Below are 17,987 nucleotides of genomic sequence, written 5' to 3' on the forward strand. Positions count from 1 at the left end.
TTAGTTATTATGGACGGAGAATGACATGAATTTAAGTTTGAGATTGAAAGCTATAGCAGATATGGTTGAAAAATGTGATCGTATGGCTGATATAGGTACTGACCACGCTTATATACCTGTGTATCTTGTGGATAAGCATATATGCAGAGAAGCTATAGCATCTGATATAAATTGTGGCCCTATAGAAAAAGCTAAAGTCAATATAAAATTGAATGGATTTTCTGACAGGATAGAGTGTAGAATTGGAAGCGGGCTTGATACTATAAAATGCGGAGAAGTTCAACAGACTGTTATTGCGGGAATGGGAGGAAATCTCATACGTGATATAATAGATGCAAACATTGGTGTGTTTAAAAACAGCGGGAAATTTGTATTACAGCCTGTTCAGAATCCAGAGGTATTGAGAAAGTATATATATTCAAAAGGTTTTAAAATAATTGACGAGGATTTGTGTATTGACGAAAATATATTTTATGAGATAATAAAAGTAGAATATGATGATTTTGTTTCAGAACCGGATTCAATTTTTTATGAAGTTGGCAAAAAAATCATAGAAAAAAAACATCCACTTGCTGAAGCTTTCATACAAAGAAAAATATACAAGTATAATAATATACTCAGGTATATAAACGATGATGGGATAGCTTCTCGAAAGAGGAAAGTCGAAGTCAAATCAAAAATAATCAAACTACGGGAGTTGATTGAATGCCTCTCAAAGTAAAGGACATAAATAATATAATTGAACAATGTGCACCTTCAAAGCTTATGGAGGATTATGATAACGTAGGTCTTATGGTAGGTGATATGGAAAGTACCGTCACATCTGTTTTGGTTGCTCTCGACTGTACTCTAAGTGTAATTGATGAGGCTTTAAGTCAAAAATGTAATTTGATTTTTACACATCATCCTCTGTTTTTTTCAAAACCAAAATGCATAACCTCAGATAGTTTGATTGGAAAAAAGACTATGAAACTGATTCAAAATAATATAAATTTATATTCAAGTCATACAAATTTGGATTCTGCACCTTGCGGCATGAATGATATTCTAATGGATATTCTTGGTTTTCACAATGCTTCAATCATGGAAATTAAGGAATGCAGGGATGAAAATTTTAGATCTAATTCCGGGATAGGAAGATTTGTCGAACTTGAGAAGCCTGTTGCACTTGGAACCTTGTGTGAGAATGTTAAAGAAAAGTTGGGACTTAGGCACCTTAGGTTTACAGGAGCAGATGATAAGGTTATAAGAAAGGTTGCAGTTATAAATGGAAGTGGAAAGGATTATTTTATGCTTGCAAAAACTCTCAAAGCAGATTGCATCATAACTGGTGATACTACATATCACTATGTAAGTGATTTTGATGAAGAAGGTATATCCGTTATAGATGCAGGACACTTTGGAACTGAATGGCCTTGTATGTCCAAAGTTGCAGTTTATTTGAAAAATAAAATAAAAAATATGGGATTTGAAAATAAAGTTGTTTTGTCTAAATCTAACAAAGATCCCTATAGATATAAGTAGAAGTGAATTTTGTATGTTCATTTCTACTTTTTTTATTCAAGTACAGTTTAAATATTAGAGGGAGGTAGTCTAATGCTGGATTTATTAATTAAGATTCAGGAAAATAGAAAGATAATAGAAAATGCAGGTAAGGATTCGAAAAACATTGAAGCAATAAATAATTTGAGAAATATTAAAAATAAGTTTGAGAACCATAAGAAAATATATGTTACAGTAAGTAATAATTTGAAAAATCTCAAGGATGAAATTCAAGAATCCGGAGATATACTGGAAGCAACAAGGAAGGAACTTGAAAAGGATGAGGCTAAGCTTTACAGTAATACGAAATATGATTTGAAATTTATAACAAGCATGGAAAAATCGATAGAAGCTAAAAAGCGGGAAGCCTCAAGTATGGAGGATAAAAGCTTTGAACTCCTTTGCAGAGAGGAGGAACTTTCGAAACAAAAGAGTGAAAAAAGAGAGGAGCTTGTAAAATTGAGAGATGAGTTTTATAAGTGCAGGGATATATATAACAATTATATGGCAGAATCGCAGCAAATGGTACAAAAGGCAAAAGACAATTTAGAAGATATGGAAAAGCTTGTACCTGAAGAACTGCTTGAACAATTCAATAATATATTCAAGGCAAAGGGAAGTGGTGCAGCGGAGATTTTAAACGGGGTATGTCAGGGATGCAGAATGAAAGTATCAGCTATAACTCTGGATTATATAAAGAAAAATAAAAAAATAGTATATTGCGACAACTGTGGAAGAATAATTCATTGTAAAGATGTAAACTAATATTAAATATAGTGTTGTAAATAATCCCGAATTGTGATATCATTTTACCTGCGAGTAAGTCAGACAATCACTGCTGTATTTAATACAGGAGAGGAAAGTCCGAGCTCCATAGGGCAGGATGCTGGGTAACGCCCAGTCAAGGTGACTTGAAGGAAAGTGCAACAGAGATATACTGCCGAAATTATTTTCGGTAAAGGTGGAAAGGCGAGGTAAGAGCTCACCAGCGCAATGGCGACTTTGCGGCTATGTAAACCCCATCTGGAGCAAGATCGAATAGGGAAGCATCAAAAAAAGTGGCCCGCTTTGCTTTCGGGTAGTATCGCTGGAGCCTACTGGCAACAATAGGCCTAGATAGATGATTGTCTAATACAGAACTCGGCTTATAGATTTACTCAAACCATTGAAAACACTGGCTTTACAGCTTAGTGTTTTTTTATTTGCCACCAATTTGCCATACTCAGAAACAAATAAAAAAAGAACCAACCTTTTTAGGGCTGGCTAAAGAGTTTAAACATGAAAAAAGTTCTTGGAGCATTTATAGTATACCACGTAATTGAAATAATTGAAAACAATATCAAAATTGATAGTAGACTTTATTTCGATTGGATTTCATAATAGGCTGTTTTATGGGTTATTACTTTGTCTGATGTTTTGTTGTTTGCAAATTGAACTATATCCACTTTATGTTTCCCTGCCTTTATAGCATCTGATTTCAGTTTTATAGTAGCCTTGCCGGAAAGATGTTTTTTGGAATTATAAATACCGTCTATAAATATATAGCTCGTATTTTCACTGTTGAGTCCGCTGGAATTCAATTCTATTTTTCCGGATTTATCATTTTTATTTGTATATACAACGGGAACTTTTCCGCTGTCTGTAGTTGAGCTGGTTGATTTGTCAGATACGAATAATTTGCCGGAACCAATGTCATTAGTTAAATTTTTAGGAAAGTCTACTACATCATCTTTGCCTTTATTCACTATGCTTTGAGTTTTGTCTTTTATGGAATTGGATTGTTGTTTGTCTCCGCATCCTGCAAGACCTGATGCAAGAATTAATACTGTTGCCATTATTGAAAAAAATTTTTTCATCTTATAAACACCTCTATCGTAATAATAAATTGTTATAATAATATTATGCTTAAATTAAGAAATAATATTATTATTCCAAGGAGATGTTGGGAAAAAGTTGAGGTGGAGTTAAGATTGAAATATGAAGGTGTGGTATACAGGCCTCCAAGCGAGGCAAGAAGTTTAATAATCCAGGTAACTATAGGATGTGCACATAACAAGTGTAGTTTTTGCAGTATGTATAAGAGCAAAAAATTTAGGATAAGGGATATTGAAGATATATATGAAGATCTTTACGAGGCAAGAGAGACATTCAACAATATACAAAGAATATTTTTAGCTGATGGAGATGCGCTTGTACTTGGAATGGACAGATTGAGGAAAATATGTACAAAGATAAGAGAGCTGTTTCCTGAGTGCAGAAGGATTTCAGCTTATTCAACTCCGCGGGATATTCTAAGAAAATCTAAAGAAGATCTTGAAGAACTTAAGAGCTTTGGGTTTGGAATGTTATATATGGGAGTTGAAAGTGGAAGTGATATCGTTCTTGAACATATAAAAAAAGGTGTGACCTCCAAAGAAATTATAGAAGCTGGAAGAAAAATAAAAGAAAGCGGCATTAAACTTTCAATTACATTTATTTCGGGAATAGGCGGAGAAGAACTTTTGCATGAACATGCAAGAGAATCCGCACAGGTTATAAACAGCATAGATCCAGATTATGTTGGACTTCTTACACTTATGATAGAGAATGGAACTGAGATTTTCAATGAAATTAATTCAGGAAAATTTAAAATACTTGATCCGGAAAAGATTATGCTTGAAACAAGGGAACTTATCTTTAATATAAAATCTGTATCAAATTGTGTATTCAGAAGCAATCATGCTTCAAATTATGTGGCACTCAGGGGAACACTGCCGCAGGACAAGGAGATGCTGCTTGATCTCATAGACAGTGTTTTAAAAGAAAAACAAGGATATAGACCGGAACAGCTTAGAAGGCTTTAACTTGGAGTTAGCCTTCTTTGAGCTTTTCCAGCTTTTTATCTACCAATTTGAGTGCAGTTATGTCATCGATGTATCCGATTGGAAAAATGTAGTCGGGAATTATATCCGTGGAAAGTATGAAATATAAAAGAGCACTGCCTATTATGGACTGTTTTTCTTTTGACAAATTCTCACCTGAAAAATCTTTATACATATTTTCAAGCTTTTCTACAAAAAAACCACTTCCATTTACGCTAGTAAGTTTTTTTTCAAAGTTTTTATATATTATGTTTTTACCTTCTGCTGTTAGAGCATATTGCTGATATTTATTAAGTTCCTCATTTATTTTTTCAGTGTCGCATTTATAATTCAGGGAATCAATTACATCAAGCATTTCAGAGGAGTCATTTTCTTTTATGCCTACGTTGTAGCCATCAGATTTTAGTAAAATTTCCATTGGAATACCAAGTTTTTCTGAAAACTTTTCCATATGATTTATGTTTGCAGATTGTTTCCCGTTTATAATTCTTGAGATTGTTGCAGTATCTATTCCTGTAATTTTACTTAACTTTCTCATGGAAATTGATTTGTCTTTTAATGCAGATTTCAGTATTTTTCCAAGCCCTGATTTTTTTGCGGATGAATCCATAACAATTATTACCTCACAAAAATATTATTAGTACATTATATGCTTATTTAAAAACAATATTTAAGCAGTTTTTATAATTTCAACATCAAGTTGATAAATAAGAAACAATTTTGAGTTTTAAGTATATTATGTATTAGAATTAAATATTTCAAGGCAGGTTTTTTTCGAACTGGAAAGGAGCAAAAAATGAGTGAACTTCAACAGGAATTGTGTAAAGATAAATTTGAAAGAAAAAATAAATTTTTGTTTTTGTGGATTTTAATAGGACCAGGGTTTCTAGCCGCTATAGGCGACAATGATGCAGGAGGTCTTATTTCATATTGTATAACTGGAATGAAATTTGGAATAAGTTTTTTTATACCTTTTACAATTTTTCTTGTTTTGATTACTTATACTGTGCAGGAGATGTCCATGAGGCTCAGTGTTGTAACTCAAACCGGATTTACAAGTCTTATAAGAAAACATTACGGCAAACACTGGATGAAATATAATGTTGCGGCTATTTTTATAGAAAATATCATGATGCTTGTAACTGAATTCATAGGGATGTCTGCCGGACTTGCCTTTGTAGGCATACCAATGTGGATTGGGGTCCTTGTAAGCATGCTCCTTGTTATTTTTATTATTACTATTTCCGGATATTCTACAAAAGAAAGATTGTCTGTTGCTATAGGATTTTCAAATATAGTGTTTGTAATATTGGCATTCATCGCAGGCCCTCATGTTGGCAGTGCAGTTGAAATTTTCGATAAATTAAAATATGTTTCATCAGATTCCAATGTCTTTTGGTACATTGTTGCGATGGTGGGCAATTCTGTAGCTCCATGGATGATATTTTTTCAGAGCAGTGCTTGTCTGGACAAGGGAATTAAAAAAAACAATATTAAGATGGGGCGTATTGATACTGCAGTTGGATGTTTTGTTCAAGTTGTGATTGCAGTATGTGTAATTGTATCGGGGGCTGCATTATTTGGAAAAGTTGGAGGTGTAAACAATCTCGGACCTTCTTCAATAATAGAAGCTTTTTTTAAATTTACGGGGAAATTTTCAGGAATTTTATTTGGAGTGGGGATTTTCAATGCGGGACTTTTAGCATCGATTACGATATCACTTTCGACTACATGGTGTGTATCTGAAGCTTCTGGATGGAAAATGGGGCTTGACTTAAAGATATCTGATGCACCAGGATTTTATTTGATTTATATAGGAAGTGTGGTTCTGGCTGCTGCAATAAGTATAATTCCAGGCATACCCTTAAATTACATTACAATGCTGACACAGGTTGTTGGAGGACTTATAATGGTGCCGGTACTTTTATTTTTAATAATGCTGACGAATAAAAAAGAAATCATGGGAGAGTATGTAAATAACAGGTCTCAAAATGCAAGGGCACGTGTAGTTGCGTTGATACTTGTAACCATGATAGGGCTTTTTATATTCAATTCTATTGCAGGATGAGGATTTGAAAAGATGGTTGTATTTCGTTATTAATATTGGTAAAATAAATCTATTCTTTAGTAAGGGATGTGACGTATTGTGAATCCAGTGGCATTTTCTATAAATGGCTTTGAGATTAGATGGTATGGAATTATTATAGCCTGCGGTGTTGCAGCAGCATTTTTACTTGCAAGCATTAATTGTAAGAGGAAAAATTATGATTTTGATACAATCATAGACGTGTTTCTTGTGGCTTTCCCATTTGGAATAATTGGAGCAAGAGCTTATTATGTCATATTCCAATTTGAAGATTACAGAGACAATTTACTTAACGTGTTCAATATAAGACAGGGAGGACTCGCAATACACGGAGGACTTCTATTTGCTATTACAGCAGCTTATATATATACAAGACATAGAAAAAAGGATTTCTTTAAAATTGCAGATCTTGTAGCACCTTCCATAATACTTGCACAGGGAATTGGAAGATGGGGCAATTTTTTCAATGAAGAGGCACATGGGGGACAGGTGAGTTACGCTTTTATAAGCAGGTTTCCATTATTCATACAAAATGGAATGCACATAAATGGACTGTACTACCATCCTACTTTTTTATATGAATCAGTATGGGATGTTGCAGTATGTTTTATTCTCTTATATGTATTGAGAAAAGATCATGTAAAAGGAAGCGTGATATTTTCGTATATAGGACTTTATTCACTTGGAAGGTTTTTTATTGAAGGACTCAGAACGGACAGTCTTATGCTGGGACCTATAAGGGTTGCACAATTTGTGAGCCTTATTGGAGTTTTAGTTAGTTTAATATTTTTTATAGCAGTTAAGCTGAAAAATAGAGCTGTCACATAATTGTGATAGCTCTATTTTCTATGATTCTTCCAATGTGAGATTAAGCTCTTTAGTATCGTTATTCCTTAGAATTACAATTGAAATTACATCTCCCGATTTGTGCTTTGATTTCAAAGTATTTAAGTCACTTACAGTTGAAATTTTCTTGCCGTCAAATTTCTGGATTACATCATTAGCTTTAAGACCGGCTTTTTCAGCAGGACTTGAACTTTGGACGCCTTCCACATATACCCCTTCGTTTGAATTGGCGGCAATTATACCTATTGTAAGAGATGGCTTCAGAAGATTGCTGAGTTTTGATTTTACAGTATTTATAGGAATTGCAAATCCTATTCCCTCAACTCCATTTCCACCTATTTTTGCAGAATTTATTCCAATTACCTGACCTTTTGAATTTACAAGAGCACCTCCACTGTTCCCAGGGTTTATTGCAGCATCTGTTTGGATAAAGTTTTGAGTTGTGCTGCCAACGCTTATGGCTCTGTTTGTTGAGCTTATTATACCGCTTGTTACAGAACCTAGAAGCTCTTTCCCGAGAGGGTTTCCTATTGCAACTACAGAATCACCAACCTGAACTTTTGATGAATCTCCAAGTTCCGCTACGGCAGGCATTGTAGTTTTTTCTGTTACTTTTATTACGGCAAGATCCTGGTTTGCATTGTAATTTACAACTTTTGCAGGAACTTCTTTTTTGTTGTTGAGTATTACGCTTACGGTTTCAGCACCTTGTACTACATGATAGTTTGTAAGTATGTAGCCATCTGAATTTATTATTATTCCAGAACCCATGCCATCTTCTTCACTGCTGCTGTTGTCCGAGTAAAATCCGAAAGTATTGTCAGTTGTAATAGTTTTTACAGAAACTCCAACTACGGCGGGACTTACTTTTTTAGCTATTTGTGTTATTGTAAGAGTTCCCGTATTTACAGTGTTTGTTGATACAGGAGAGGCATTAGTAGTTCCCTGACCGGATGAGGAACTTGAATTGACCATATTTTGATATAGAGGAGTATTTCTGAAAAAATTGGTGCTGGGTAAAATATACAAAAATGCTGCTGCAGATATGCATCCTCCAACTATACTTGATACAAGTGCCACTATTATGGAAGATACAATTTTATTGTTGTGGAAATTTAGTTTGTGTTTGAAATCAACCATATGCAGATACCTCCTTGTAGGTTTTCTATATAACATACTACTTTTTTATTGTTACAGTACTATGTCAAAATTGTTAATTAGCTATGACAATTTTGTTTTATGAATTTTATAATGGCGATTAAAATATATATTTTTGAATGGATATTCAAATATTGTATTGACAATAATTTTTTAATATTATAGCATATATTGTACGCTTATTTAAGTCATGTTCTAATACAAAGAAATGATTGATTGTATGAGAGGGTTGTTTTTAGGGAAGATAAAACAACTCTCAGTTCCATGGATTAAAAAGCACAGAAACAGTTTTAATTATAAAAGGGGGTATAAATTTGGAGCGTTCAGCAAAACTTGAAGATAAGAAAATAAGCAAATTGCTTATGGAATTTTCAATACCTGCAATTGTCGGTATGCTTGTAAATTCCATGTATATTGTAATAGACAGGATATTTATTGGAAGAGTTGTGGGGGCATTTGCCATATCGGGAGTGAGTTTAACTTTCCCAATATCCATACTTATAATGGCCTTCGGAATGCTTGTTGGTATTGGTGCTGCTGCCAGAATTTCGATAAAACTTGGACAGAAGAAAAAGGATGACGCTGAGCAAATACTTGGAAATGCAATGGTGCTTCTTGTGATAGTGGGGATTATTGTAACATTTTTTGGACTGTTATTTGTAAATCCAATGCTAAGGGCTTTCGGATCAAGTGACAATACAATAGTCTATGCAAGACAGTTTATAACAATACTTCTTGCAGGTTGTATATTCCAGATAATTGGATTTGGACTCAATAACATAATAAGATCCGAGGGAGATCCCAAAAAGGCAATGACTACCATGCTCATAGGTGCAATTTGTAATATAGTACTTGATTTCATATTTATATACATTTTACATTTTGGTATAAGAGGTGCTGCTGTTGCAACAGTTATATCACAGTTTGTAAGTATGGTATGGGTTGTACACTACTTTATAAAGGGGAAAAGTCTTCTTAAGATAAGAAGATCAAATCTCTCGTTGAAGAAAGATATAATAATAAGTATATTTACAATAGGAATGTCGCCTTTTGCAATGCAGCTTGCAGCAAGTCTTGTAAATGTAATTTTAAACAGAAGTCTTGGAATTTATGGAGGGGATTTGGCAATAGGAGCATTAGGAATAATAAATGGAATAACTACAGTTGTTCTTATGCCTATATTCGGAATAAACCAGGGAGCACAGCCTATAATAGGTTTTAATTATGGCTCAAGGCAATATGCGCGTGTTAAGGAGACACTTAAACTTGCAATTATAGCAGGAACTACAATATCAACTGCAGGTGTTATAATAGCACATGTTTTTCCAACAGCTCTCGTAGGATTTTTCAATCAGTCGGACAAAAGCCTTACGAATATTGCGGTAAATGGATTGAAACTGTTTATGATCATGTTTCCTGTAGTTGGTTTTCAGGTTGTTAGTTCAAACTTTTTTCAGGCAATAGGAAAGGCAAAAGTATCAATGTTTCTTGCACTTTTGAGACAGGTTATAATTCTTATACCGATGCTCTTCATACTTCCTAGAATATTTGGACTCAATGGAGTATGGATATCTGCACCTGTATCCGATGGAATTTCTTCAATACTTACGGCATTTTTCTTATTTTTTCAGCTTAAAAAATTAAAAACTGAAAAAGCTGAAGCATAACTCCAAGATTTAAATATGGGAAGTATATAAATGGATAAGATGATTGGTTTGGATTATGAAAATTCTATTGACAGTGTACTCAGGAAAAAAAATGGGACCTTTTATACACCTTCTTCAATTATAGATAAGGTTTTAAAAAGAGCCCTTGGGGATGTTGATGTTCTTGACAATCCGTTTGTCAGAATACTCGACCCATCCTGTGGATGTGGATACTTTCTTTTGGGTGTATATAAAGTTCTATATAATGCGTTTTACAAAAGACTTTCAGATCTAAGAAAAAAATTTAATTCATCTACATATAAAGTAGTTAGAAATCAAAAAACATGTGAGATATATGGATATGATTACTGGAATATTAAAAATCTGAGTTATCATATAATTCAAAATTGCATATATGGTGCGGATATAGATGCAGAAGCCGTTAAAATTGCAAAAGAAAATTTAATAAGAGTGTCTGGAAATAAAAACCTGCAGCAAATTAATATAGTATGTTGCAATAGTCTTGTAAGGTGGGAAAAAAATTCTTCAAAAGATGAGCTATCAATTTTCTGGGGTAGAAAATACAATTATGTTGTAGGGAATCCTCCATGGGTATCGCTTAGTAGAAAATTTGGGAACAATGCGGATGAAAAGCTTCTAGAATACTACATGAATGAATATCATGGAAACAGGTATCTTCCAAATCTATATGAGTATTTTATAAAAAGATCAATTGAAGTACTTGAGAAGAAAGGGAAACTTGGATTTGTAATTCCAGACAGGTTTGCAAAAAATCTGTATTATAGGGATTTTAGAAAGGAAATACTTGAAAACTACAATATAGTATATGTTGCATTTGGAATTGAGTTTCCCGGGATAAATACGGATTGCATGATTTTTATAATGCAGAAAAAATTTAACTTAAAAAATGGTGTAGTTGTAGAAGAAGGCAAGGATTCATGTATTGTGAAACAGGAAAGTTACATGAGAAGCCTCAATATGTGTTTTTATGGAATTGTGTATATAAAGTTTTGCGATATAAAATACAAAATTGAATCTCAAAGTGTGTTTTTAGGAGACATGGCTACTACATTTACAGGGTTTATAGGAAAAAGTTCCATAATTTCAGAGAAAAGATTGAGCACTTGCCAAACATGTATACTAAGGGGTAAAAGCATAGAAAAGTATGCTGTTGTGAAAAAGTTTTATTATGAATTTAAAGAGGAAAATATAAAGGGCGGTACCAGAGATATAAAAAAACTTAAATTTAAAAAGAAAATAATTATGAGAAAAACAGGAAAAGATATAATTGCTGCTATAGATTATAGTGGATGTATAATAGAGCAGTCACTTTACGGAATAATATGCGATGATAACTTTGAGGCAGAGTATGTTCTTGGAATATTGAATTCAAAACTTATAAAGTGGTACTATAGAAATTTCCTTGTTACAAATTGCAAATCAATGCCTCAAATAAAAAAATACATACTTGAGAGAATACCTGTAAAAAAGTGTACGAAATCATTACAGAAAAAGATTTCAAGAACCGTATCATGTATAAGTTCATGCGAAAGTCAGGATATGAAAATTGCATTGGAGAATGAACTTGATGATATGATATTTTCATTGTATAAGATAGAAGGTCAAAATAGACAAAAAATACTTGATATGGTAAATAAATAGTATATTTGAATTTTGATAATAATTCGTTACAATACGAATTATTATATCTATAATGATGGTATAGTACATAAAGCATAGAATATTAGATTACTTTTTAAGAAAATATATTGACTTTAAAAGTCATGGGTGATATTATAAATAAGAAATTTATAAATTTCTTGTTTAATGTAAATTTAATATTAAGGTATCATCTATATAATCTTGATAATATGGTTCAAGAGTCTCTACCGGGAAGCCAAAATTCCTGACTATGGGTGAATCCATTAGGTAATTAGAAAAGTTTAGGTGGGTTCAATCCTGCCTAAACTTTAAAATTTTTTATTTTAAAATTGGAGGTAGAAATATATGGAACAACCTAAGGGTTCAAGTGGACATGAAAAATCTTTTTTAGAGGATTATTTTAAACTTTCTGAGAATCATACTACTGTTAGGACGGAAATTCTTGCAGGTATAACTACTTTTATAACAATGGCCTATATAATTTTTGTAAATCCTAGTGTACTTATGCAGGCTGGTATGAACACAAAAGGGCTTGTTGGTGATGCTGCACTTAAGGCGGGAATTTCGTCAATAAACGATCCTATAGTGGCTTCAATATTTGCGGCTACGTGTATAGCTGCTGCTGTAGGAACAATTATAATGGGACTTTATGCAAATCTTCCTTTTGCACAGGCACCGGGAATGGGACTTAATGCATTTTTTACCTACAGTGTTTGCATAGGAATGGGATATACATGGCATCAGGCACTTGCAGCTGTTTTTGTTTCTGGAATAATTTTTATATTAATTACGGTTACATCAATAAGAGAAAAAATAGTCGATGCACTGCCTCAAAATTTAAAACTTGCTATATCAGGTGGTATAGGACTTTTTATAGCACTTATAGGACTTAAAAATGCAGGTATTGTTGTATCTGATCCATCGACGCTTGTTGCTTTTGGAAAACTTACAACACCACATGTTCTTGTAGCAATAATAGGTGTACTTATAACATCAATATTAATGGCAAGAAGGATGAGGGGAGCAATACTTATAGGAATAATAATTACTACTATAGTAGGCATACCTTTTGGTGTAACCAATCTTACAGGTATACATATTATAAGCAGACCTCCATCACTTGCACCTACAATGTTTGCTTTTGATTTTAATGGACTGCTTGGAGTTGGAAAAGCAGGTATCATGGGGGCATTAACAAGTATAGTCATGGTAGTTTTAACTTTTACACTTGTTGATTTATTTGATACTATAGGTACACTTGTTGGAACTGCACAGAAGGCAGGGATGCTTGATAAGAACGGAAGAGTAAGGAACATGCACAAGGCACTTCTTTCAGATGCAGTTGCAACTACTGTAGGATCAATGCTTGGTACAAGTACTGTAAGTACATATGTAGAATCAACGTCCGGTGTAACAGAAGGTGGAAGGACAGGTCTTACTTCACTTACAGTTGGAATACTTTTTATACTTTCAATTTTCTTCAGCGGACTTGTTGGAATTGTACCTACAGAAGCAACCTCACCTGCACTTATAATAGTTGGGGTGCTTATGATGGGTGCAGTTACTAAAATTGATTTTGATGATTTTACAGAGGCGCTTCCAGCTTTCTTTGCAATAGCATTTATGCCCTTCAGTTACAGTATAGCAAATGGAATTGCAGCGGCTATAATATTCTATCCTATAGTAAAAGTTGTTACAGGCAAATACAAGGAAGTTAGTCCTATAGTATATGTACTCGCAGTATTATTTATATTGAGATTTGCACTGATTTCATAAAAATTGGAATTAACGGTTTATGCCTAAAATGGATGGCTCATATTCAGCCATCCATTTTGTTTTTTTAAATACATAGTTTAATAAAATATTAATTATGAGCCTGTGCAGTTGAAATGTCATCTGTTATAAACTATGATAGTAACATCTTATTATATATTAAAGACAGGTGGGTTTTGTATGAGAAAATCTGTGAAGGCGGCATTGTGTCTCACTACTGTTTTATTTGTAGCAGTATTGCTTACGGAATTTGAGGTTATATTTTTTGGAGAAAACTCAAAACCGCAGAAATCTGATTGCATAATAGTTCTTGGATGCAGGGTGTATGGAACTACTCCAAGCCCATTTTTAAAAGCAAGACTTGAAGAAGGGCTGAGACTTTACAATAAAGGATATGGAAGCTATATAATTGTTTCAGGTGGAAGGGGAAGCGGAGAGAATATATCGGAGGCTGCTGCCATGAAAAATTATCTGGTATATAAAGGAATTGATGCTTCAAAGATAATAGCTGAAGAAAGATCTTATTCCACACAGGAAAATCTGGCAAATTCCAAAGCTATAATGAAAGTTAATGGTTTCAAGAGTGCAGTTGTAGTTTCAAACAAGTATCACTTGAAAAGAGCTTCAATTGAAGCTTCCAGCCAGAAAATGCAAGCAACTTATTCAGGAGTTTTTGTTTCAGAATATAAAGGACATGAAATATTAGGTTATATTAGGGAAATACCTGCAGTTTGGAAATACTCCATTTCAAACATGCTTAAAAAAGTTTAGGCATGTTTGAAGTTGAATGTTTCCGTGAATTTTGAGATCATAAGATCTTCCATCAATTTGTGTCCCTTTTTTGAGGGATGAATCCCATCTATGAATAGTTCGTCTGGAGCTGTAGTTTTTAATTCAAAATAAAAAAGTTCAAAAAAGTCAATATACTTGATTTTCTGCCGGCGGCATTGGGAAATGATCCAGTTTTTATATTTTATCTGCTGCTGTTTTATTTTGCGGTAATCAGCATCGTGGCTCCAGTGGATATATGCCATGCTGCCGATTATCGGAGGCTGGATTCCGATTACTGGTGTTATGTTGTATTTTAATGCTTCATCTGCAAGCTCACATATACAATTTTCTGTATTTTTAAGAGACATATTTGACATTATGTCATTTGTCCCACCCATTATAAATACGAAGTCGGGTTTTATATTTACCACATCTTTGAATGATCTTGAAAGCATACCGGCTGTGGTATCTCCGTTTATACCTTTGTTTATTAATTCAAGTCCGGAGTCTTGTCCTAATTTGTTTATCCATGAATCTTCTTTAAAAACTCCATATCCGGTTGTAAGGCTGTCACCTATACATACAATTTTTTTCAAAATATTACCTCCATATTCATAAAAATATTAATGTACGTACCATCCCGAACGTTATTTATAGAGATACATTACTTGACTGCTGATATACGAATATTACAATACATATTTAAAATAATATATTGAATTATACAATCCTATGTGTTAATATAAATTATATCATAAATATTAAGTAGTCCATATAATCCTAATAATGAGGTTTAGGAGTTTCTACAGGAAGCCGTAAATTTCCCGTCTATGGATAGAGTTTTAGTAACTTGATGTTTTACGTCAAGTTGCAAATTGTTTTGTCTGTTCAAGGCTTCGCTGGATTCAATTATGGATTTGTTGGGGCCTTTTTTATATTTTTAAATCAATTATATTTGAAAAATTTGAGGAGGATTAAAATGAAGGTAGCAATTATATTTGGAAGCAGTTCTGATACGGATAAGATGAAAGGTGCAGCAAAGGCATTGAAAGAGTTTGGCATTGAATACAAGGCATATGTATTGTCTGCACACAGGGTTCCTGAGAAACTTGTAGAGACAGTAAAGTATCTTGAAGAAAATGGATGCGAGTGTATAATTTCAGGGGCCGGACTTGCGGCACATCTTCCAGGAGTTATTGCAGCAAATACTACGATCCCTGTTATAGGAATACCGATAAATGCAGCAGTTTCAGGGCTTGATTCATTATTTTCCATAGTTCAAATGCCAAAAGCAATACCTGTAGCTACAGTCGGAATAAACAACAGCTATAATGCAGGAATGCTGGCAGTGGAAATTTTATCATTGAAATATCCAGAACTAAAATCCAAATTAGTTGAGTATAGAAAAAATATGAAAGAAAAATTTATTAGAGAAAACGGAGAGGGAGTTGAATTATAATATGGAAAAAGGAAAGATGATATATGAGGGAAAAGCAAAAAAGGTATATGAAACTGAAGATAAGGAAAAAGTTATAATATATTACAAAGATGATGCAACTGCCTTTAATGGTGAGAAGAAGGGGCAGATATCCGACAAGGGTGTTTTGAACAATACAATAACTTCGATGTTGTTTGAACTTCTTGAAAAGCATGGAATAGAGAGTCACTTTGAAAAGAAACTCAGTGACAGGGAACAACTTTGCAAAAGGGTTGAGATAGTTCCGCTTGAGGTTATCGTAAGAAATGTAGCGGCAGGAAGCATGGCAAAAAGACTGGGAGTTAAAGAGGGAACTGCTCTTAAGACTACTGTATTTGAACTTAGTTACAAAAATGATGATCTTGGAGATCCTCTTATAAATGATTACCATGCACTTGCACTTGGATATGCAACTCAGGAGGAGCTTGACACCATATACAAGATGACCTCTAAAATAAATGAAGTTTTAAAGGAATTTTTCTTGAAACAGGGCATAAAGCTTATAGATTTTAAGCTTGAATTTGGAAAGTTCAATGGAAAGATACTTCTTGCCGATGAAATATCACCGGATACATGCAGGTTCTGGGATTCAAAGACAAACGAAAAACTAGACAAAGACAGATTTAGAAGAGATATGGGAAATGTAAAGGAAGCTTACGAGGAAATATTAAGCAGAATCAGCAGTAAATAATTGATAGAGAAAGGAAAGAATCTAATGCACATTTCAGAGGATAAGCTTAAAGAAGAATGCGGAGTATTTGGTATATTTTGTACGAATGATGATATGGATGTGGCTTCTATAACTTACTATGGCCTTTATGCACTTCAGCATAGAGGACAGGAGAGTGCGGGAATAGCCGTCTCAGACGGACAAAAGCTTGAATGCTACAAAGAAATGGGACTTGTGGCTGATGTGTTTGACAGGGAAAGACTCCAGAGCTTGAAAGGTAAAAGTGCAATAGGACATGTAAGATATTCTACAGCAGGCTCCAGCAATATTGAAAATGCGCAGCCAATTTTAAAAGACTACAAAAATGGAAGTATTGCCATAGCTCACAATGGAAATCTTGTAAATGCGAAAATTGTAAAAGATGAACTTTCAAAATATGGTTGCTGTTTTGAGAGTGAAGCTGATACTGAAGTCATATTGAACCTTATAGTCGACAGTAAAGAGAGTAATTTGAAAGATGCCATCTCATCTTCTTTAAAAAACATAAAAGGTTCGTATGCACTTGTTGTATTAACTGAAGACAAACTCATTGGAATAAGAGATCCTAATGGAATCAGACCGCTTTGTATTGGAAAAATAAATGATAATTATGTGCTGTGTTCTGAAAGCTGTGCGTTAGATGCTGTAGGAGCGGATTTTGTAAGAGATGTACTTCCAGGGGAAATTGTAACTATAGACAAAAGTGGATTGAAATCTGACAGGTTTACTGAAGCTATAGAATGCAAAACATGTTCTTTTGAGTATGTTTATTTTGCAAGACCAGACAGTACCATAGATGGAATAAATGTATATAAATCCAGAGTTGAAGCTGGTAAAATATTATATAGGGAAAGTCCTGTGGAGGCAGATGTGGTAATAGGTGTTCCGGATTCTGGAATACCTGCAGCAGTAGGCTTTGCAGAGGCTTCGGGAATACCGTACGGTATAGGATTCATAAAGAATAAGTATATAGCGAGGACATTTATAGCACCTTCAAAGGAACTCAGGGAAAAATCTGTATCTGTGAAGCTCAATCCTTTAAAGATGAATGTTGAAGGCAAAAGAGTGGTTATTGTGGATGATTCAATTGTAAGGGGAACTACGAGCAAAAGGCTTGTACAAGTTTTGAGACGTGCAGGTGCAAAAGAGGTTCACTTTAGAGTTTCCTCACCAGTAGTTAAGTTCCCATGTTATTTTGGAATTGATACGCCTTATAGAAAAGAATTGATTGGGGCAAATTTTTCTGTTGAAGAAATAAGAAAGAAAATAGGTGCAGACAGTCTTGCATATATAGATATTCCAGGAATGGTTGAATCCTTTGGAAAAAAGAAAACCAAGGATTATTGTCTTGGATGTTTCAATGGTAAATATCCAATGTCTACACCGGACAAGGAATACAGTAAAAGCATGGTATAAATTAGTTCGTATGAATAAA

17 protein-coding genes, 1 other RNA gene and 2 riboswitches are annotated in these 17,987 nt (G+C 33.8%); of the genes, 14 read left to right on the forward strand and 4 right to left on the reverse strand.

All coding sequences use genetic code 11. The features are described 5' to 3' along the window. The first annotated feature begins 25 nt into the window (after positions 1-25). From AC4CVH_RS07675 to rnpB, 4 genes are all read left to right on the forward strand, one after another. Positions 26-721 carry a tRNA (adenine(22)-N(1))-methyltransferase gene (locus AC4CVH_RS07675; protein WP_490787166.1) on the forward strand — a complete coding sequence of 232 codons (696 nt, stop codon included), beginning with the start codon at positions 26-28 and terminating at the stop codon, positions 719-721. Continuing rightward, on the forward strand, positions 706-1,524 hold the full coding sequence (locus AC4CVH_RS07680) for a Nif3-like dinuclear metal center hexameric protein (RefSeq protein ID WP_490787167.1): 819 nt from the start codon (positions 706-708) through the stop codon (positions 1,522-1,524). The genes AC4CVH_RS07675 and AC4CVH_RS07680 overlap by 16 nt, the downstream gene beginning before the upstream one ends. A gap of 72 nt (positions 1,525-1,596) precedes the next feature. Then, positions 1,597-2,307 carry a zinc ribbon domain-containing protein gene (locus AC4CVH_RS07685; RefSeq protein WP_490787168.1) on the forward strand — a complete coding sequence of 237 codons (711 nt, stop codon included), beginning with the start codon at positions 1,597-1,599 and terminating at the stop codon, positions 2,305-2,307. A gap of 51 nt (positions 2,308-2,358) precedes the next feature. Continuing rightward, positions 2,359-2,706, forward strand: an RNA gene (gene rnpB / locus AC4CVH_RS07690) — RNase P RNA component class A. Between the two features lie 194 nt (positions 2,707-2,900). Here the strand turns inward: rnpB and AC4CVH_RS07695 are convergent. Next, complete coding sequence (locus tag AC4CVH_RS07695; RefSeq protein ID WP_490787169.1) at positions 2,901-3,398, reverse strand: hypothetical protein; 498 nt, start codon at positions 3,396-3,398, stop codon at positions 2,901-2,903. Between the two features lie 114 nt (positions 3,399-3,512). On the opposite strand from AC4CVH_RS07695, the gene AC4CVH_RS07700 reads away from it, so the two are divergent. Further along, positions 3,513-4,385: a radical SAM protein gene (locus AC4CVH_RS07700; protein ID WP_490787170.1), complete on the forward strand. Its 873-nt coding sequence runs from the start codon at positions 3,513-3,515 to the stop codon at positions 4,383-4,385. 7 nt (positions 4,386-4,392) lie between these two features. Here the strand turns inward: AC4CVH_RS07700 and AC4CVH_RS07705 are convergent, their stop codons facing one another. Then, positions 4,393-5,013, reverse strand: coding sequence for a DUF1232 domain-containing protein (locus AC4CVH_RS07705; RefSeq protein WP_490787171.1), 621 nt, complete (start codon positions 5,011-5,013; stop codon positions 4,393-4,395). A gap of 186 nt (positions 5,014-5,199) precedes the next feature. On the opposite strand from AC4CVH_RS07705, the gene AC4CVH_RS07710 reads away from it, so the two are divergent. Both AC4CVH_RS07710 and lgt read left to right on the forward strand, forming a co-directional pair. Then, a complete protein-coding gene (locus tag AC4CVH_RS07710) occupies positions 5,200-6,471 on the forward strand; it encodes an NRAMP family divalent metal transporter (RefSeq protein WP_490787172.1) in 1,272 nt (423 codons plus the stop codon). Positions 6,472-6,549: 78 nt separating this feature from the next. Further along, complete coding sequence (gene lgt, locus AC4CVH_RS07715; RefSeq protein WP_490787173.1) at positions 6,550-7,317, forward strand: prolipoprotein diacylglyceryl transferase; 768 nt, start codon at positions 6,550-6,552, stop codon at positions 7,315-7,317. An 18-nt stretch (positions 7,318-7,335) separates the two neighbouring features. On the opposite strand, the gene AC4CVH_RS07720 is transcribed toward lgt, so the two are convergent. Beyond that, a complete protein-coding gene (locus AC4CVH_RS07720) occupies positions 7,336-8,475 on the reverse strand; it encodes a S1C family serine protease (RefSeq protein WP_490787174.1) in 1,140 nt (379 codons plus the stop codon). A 332-nt stretch (positions 8,476-8,807) separates the two neighbouring features. On the opposite strand from AC4CVH_RS07720, the gene AC4CVH_RS07725 reads away from it, so the two are divergent. The 4 genes from AC4CVH_RS07725 (at position 8,808) to AC4CVH_RS07740 (ending at position 14,366) form a co-directional block, all read left to right on the forward strand. Then, positions 8,808-10,160: an MATE family efflux transporter gene (locus tag AC4CVH_RS07725; protein ID WP_490787175.1), complete on the forward strand. Its 1,353-nt coding sequence runs from the start codon at positions 8,808-8,810 to the stop codon at positions 10,158-10,160. A 30-nt stretch (positions 10,161-10,190) separates the two neighbouring features. Next, positions 10,191-11,822: an N-6 DNA methylase family protein gene (locus tag AC4CVH_RS07730; RefSeq protein ID WP_490787176.1), complete on the forward strand. Its 1,632-nt coding sequence runs from the start codon at positions 10,191-10,193 to the stop codon at positions 11,820-11,822. A gap of 171 nt (positions 11,823-11,993) precedes the next feature. Then, a riboswitch (purine riboswitch) is annotated at positions 11,994-12,093 on the forward strand. 74 nt (positions 12,094-12,167) lie between these two features. Continuing rightward, positions 12,168-13,598, forward strand: a complete 1,431-nt coding sequence (locus tag AC4CVH_RS07735) for an NCS2 family permease (protein ID WP_490787177.1) — start codon at positions 12,168-12,170, stop codon at positions 13,596-13,598. 177 nt (positions 13,599-13,775) lie between these two features. Further along, positions 13,776-14,366, forward strand: coding sequence for a YdcF family protein (locus AC4CVH_RS07740; RefSeq protein ID WP_490787178.1), 591 nt, complete (start codon positions 13,776-13,778; stop codon positions 14,364-14,366). On the opposite strand, the gene AC4CVH_RS07745 is transcribed toward AC4CVH_RS07740, so the two are convergent. Beyond that, positions 14,363-14,962: a GDSL-type esterase/lipase family protein gene (locus AC4CVH_RS07745; RefSeq protein WP_490787179.1), complete on the reverse strand. Its 600-nt coding sequence runs from the start codon at positions 14,960-14,962 to the stop codon at positions 14,363-14,365. The genes AC4CVH_RS07740 and AC4CVH_RS07745 overlap by 4 nt on opposite strands. A 154-nt stretch (positions 14,963-15,116) precedes the next feature. Continuing rightward, positions 15,117-15,217: riboswitch (purine riboswitch) on the forward strand. Positions 15,218-15,345: 128 nt separating this feature from the next. Here AC4CVH_RS07745 and purE point away from each other — a divergent pair. The 3 genes from purE to purF are packed head-to-tail and all read left to right on the forward strand — an operon-like array spanning position 15,346 to position 17,968. Beyond that, the gene (purE, locus tag AC4CVH_RS07750; RefSeq protein ID WP_490787180.1) at positions 15,346-15,825 is read left to right on the forward strand and encodes a 5-(carboxyamino)imidazole ribonucleotide mutase; all 480 of its coding nucleotides are present in this window, start codon (positions 15,346-15,348) and stop codon (positions 15,823-15,825) included. 1 nt (position 15,826) lies between these two features. After that, a complete protein-coding gene (purC, locus tag AC4CVH_RS07755) occupies positions 15,827-16,534 on the forward strand; it encodes a phosphoribosylaminoimidazolesuccinocarboxamide synthase (RefSeq protein WP_490787181.1) in 708 nt (235 codons plus the stop codon). 24 nt (positions 16,535-16,558) lie between these two features. Then, complete coding sequence (purF, locus tag AC4CVH_RS07760) at positions 16,559-17,968, forward strand: amidophosphoribosyltransferase (RefSeq protein WP_490787244.1); 1,410 nt, start codon at positions 16,559-16,561, stop codon at positions 17,966-17,968. The last annotated feature ends 19 nt before the right edge of the window (positions 17,969-17,987 follow it).

The organism is Clostridium pabulibutyricum (assembly GCF_058242705.1).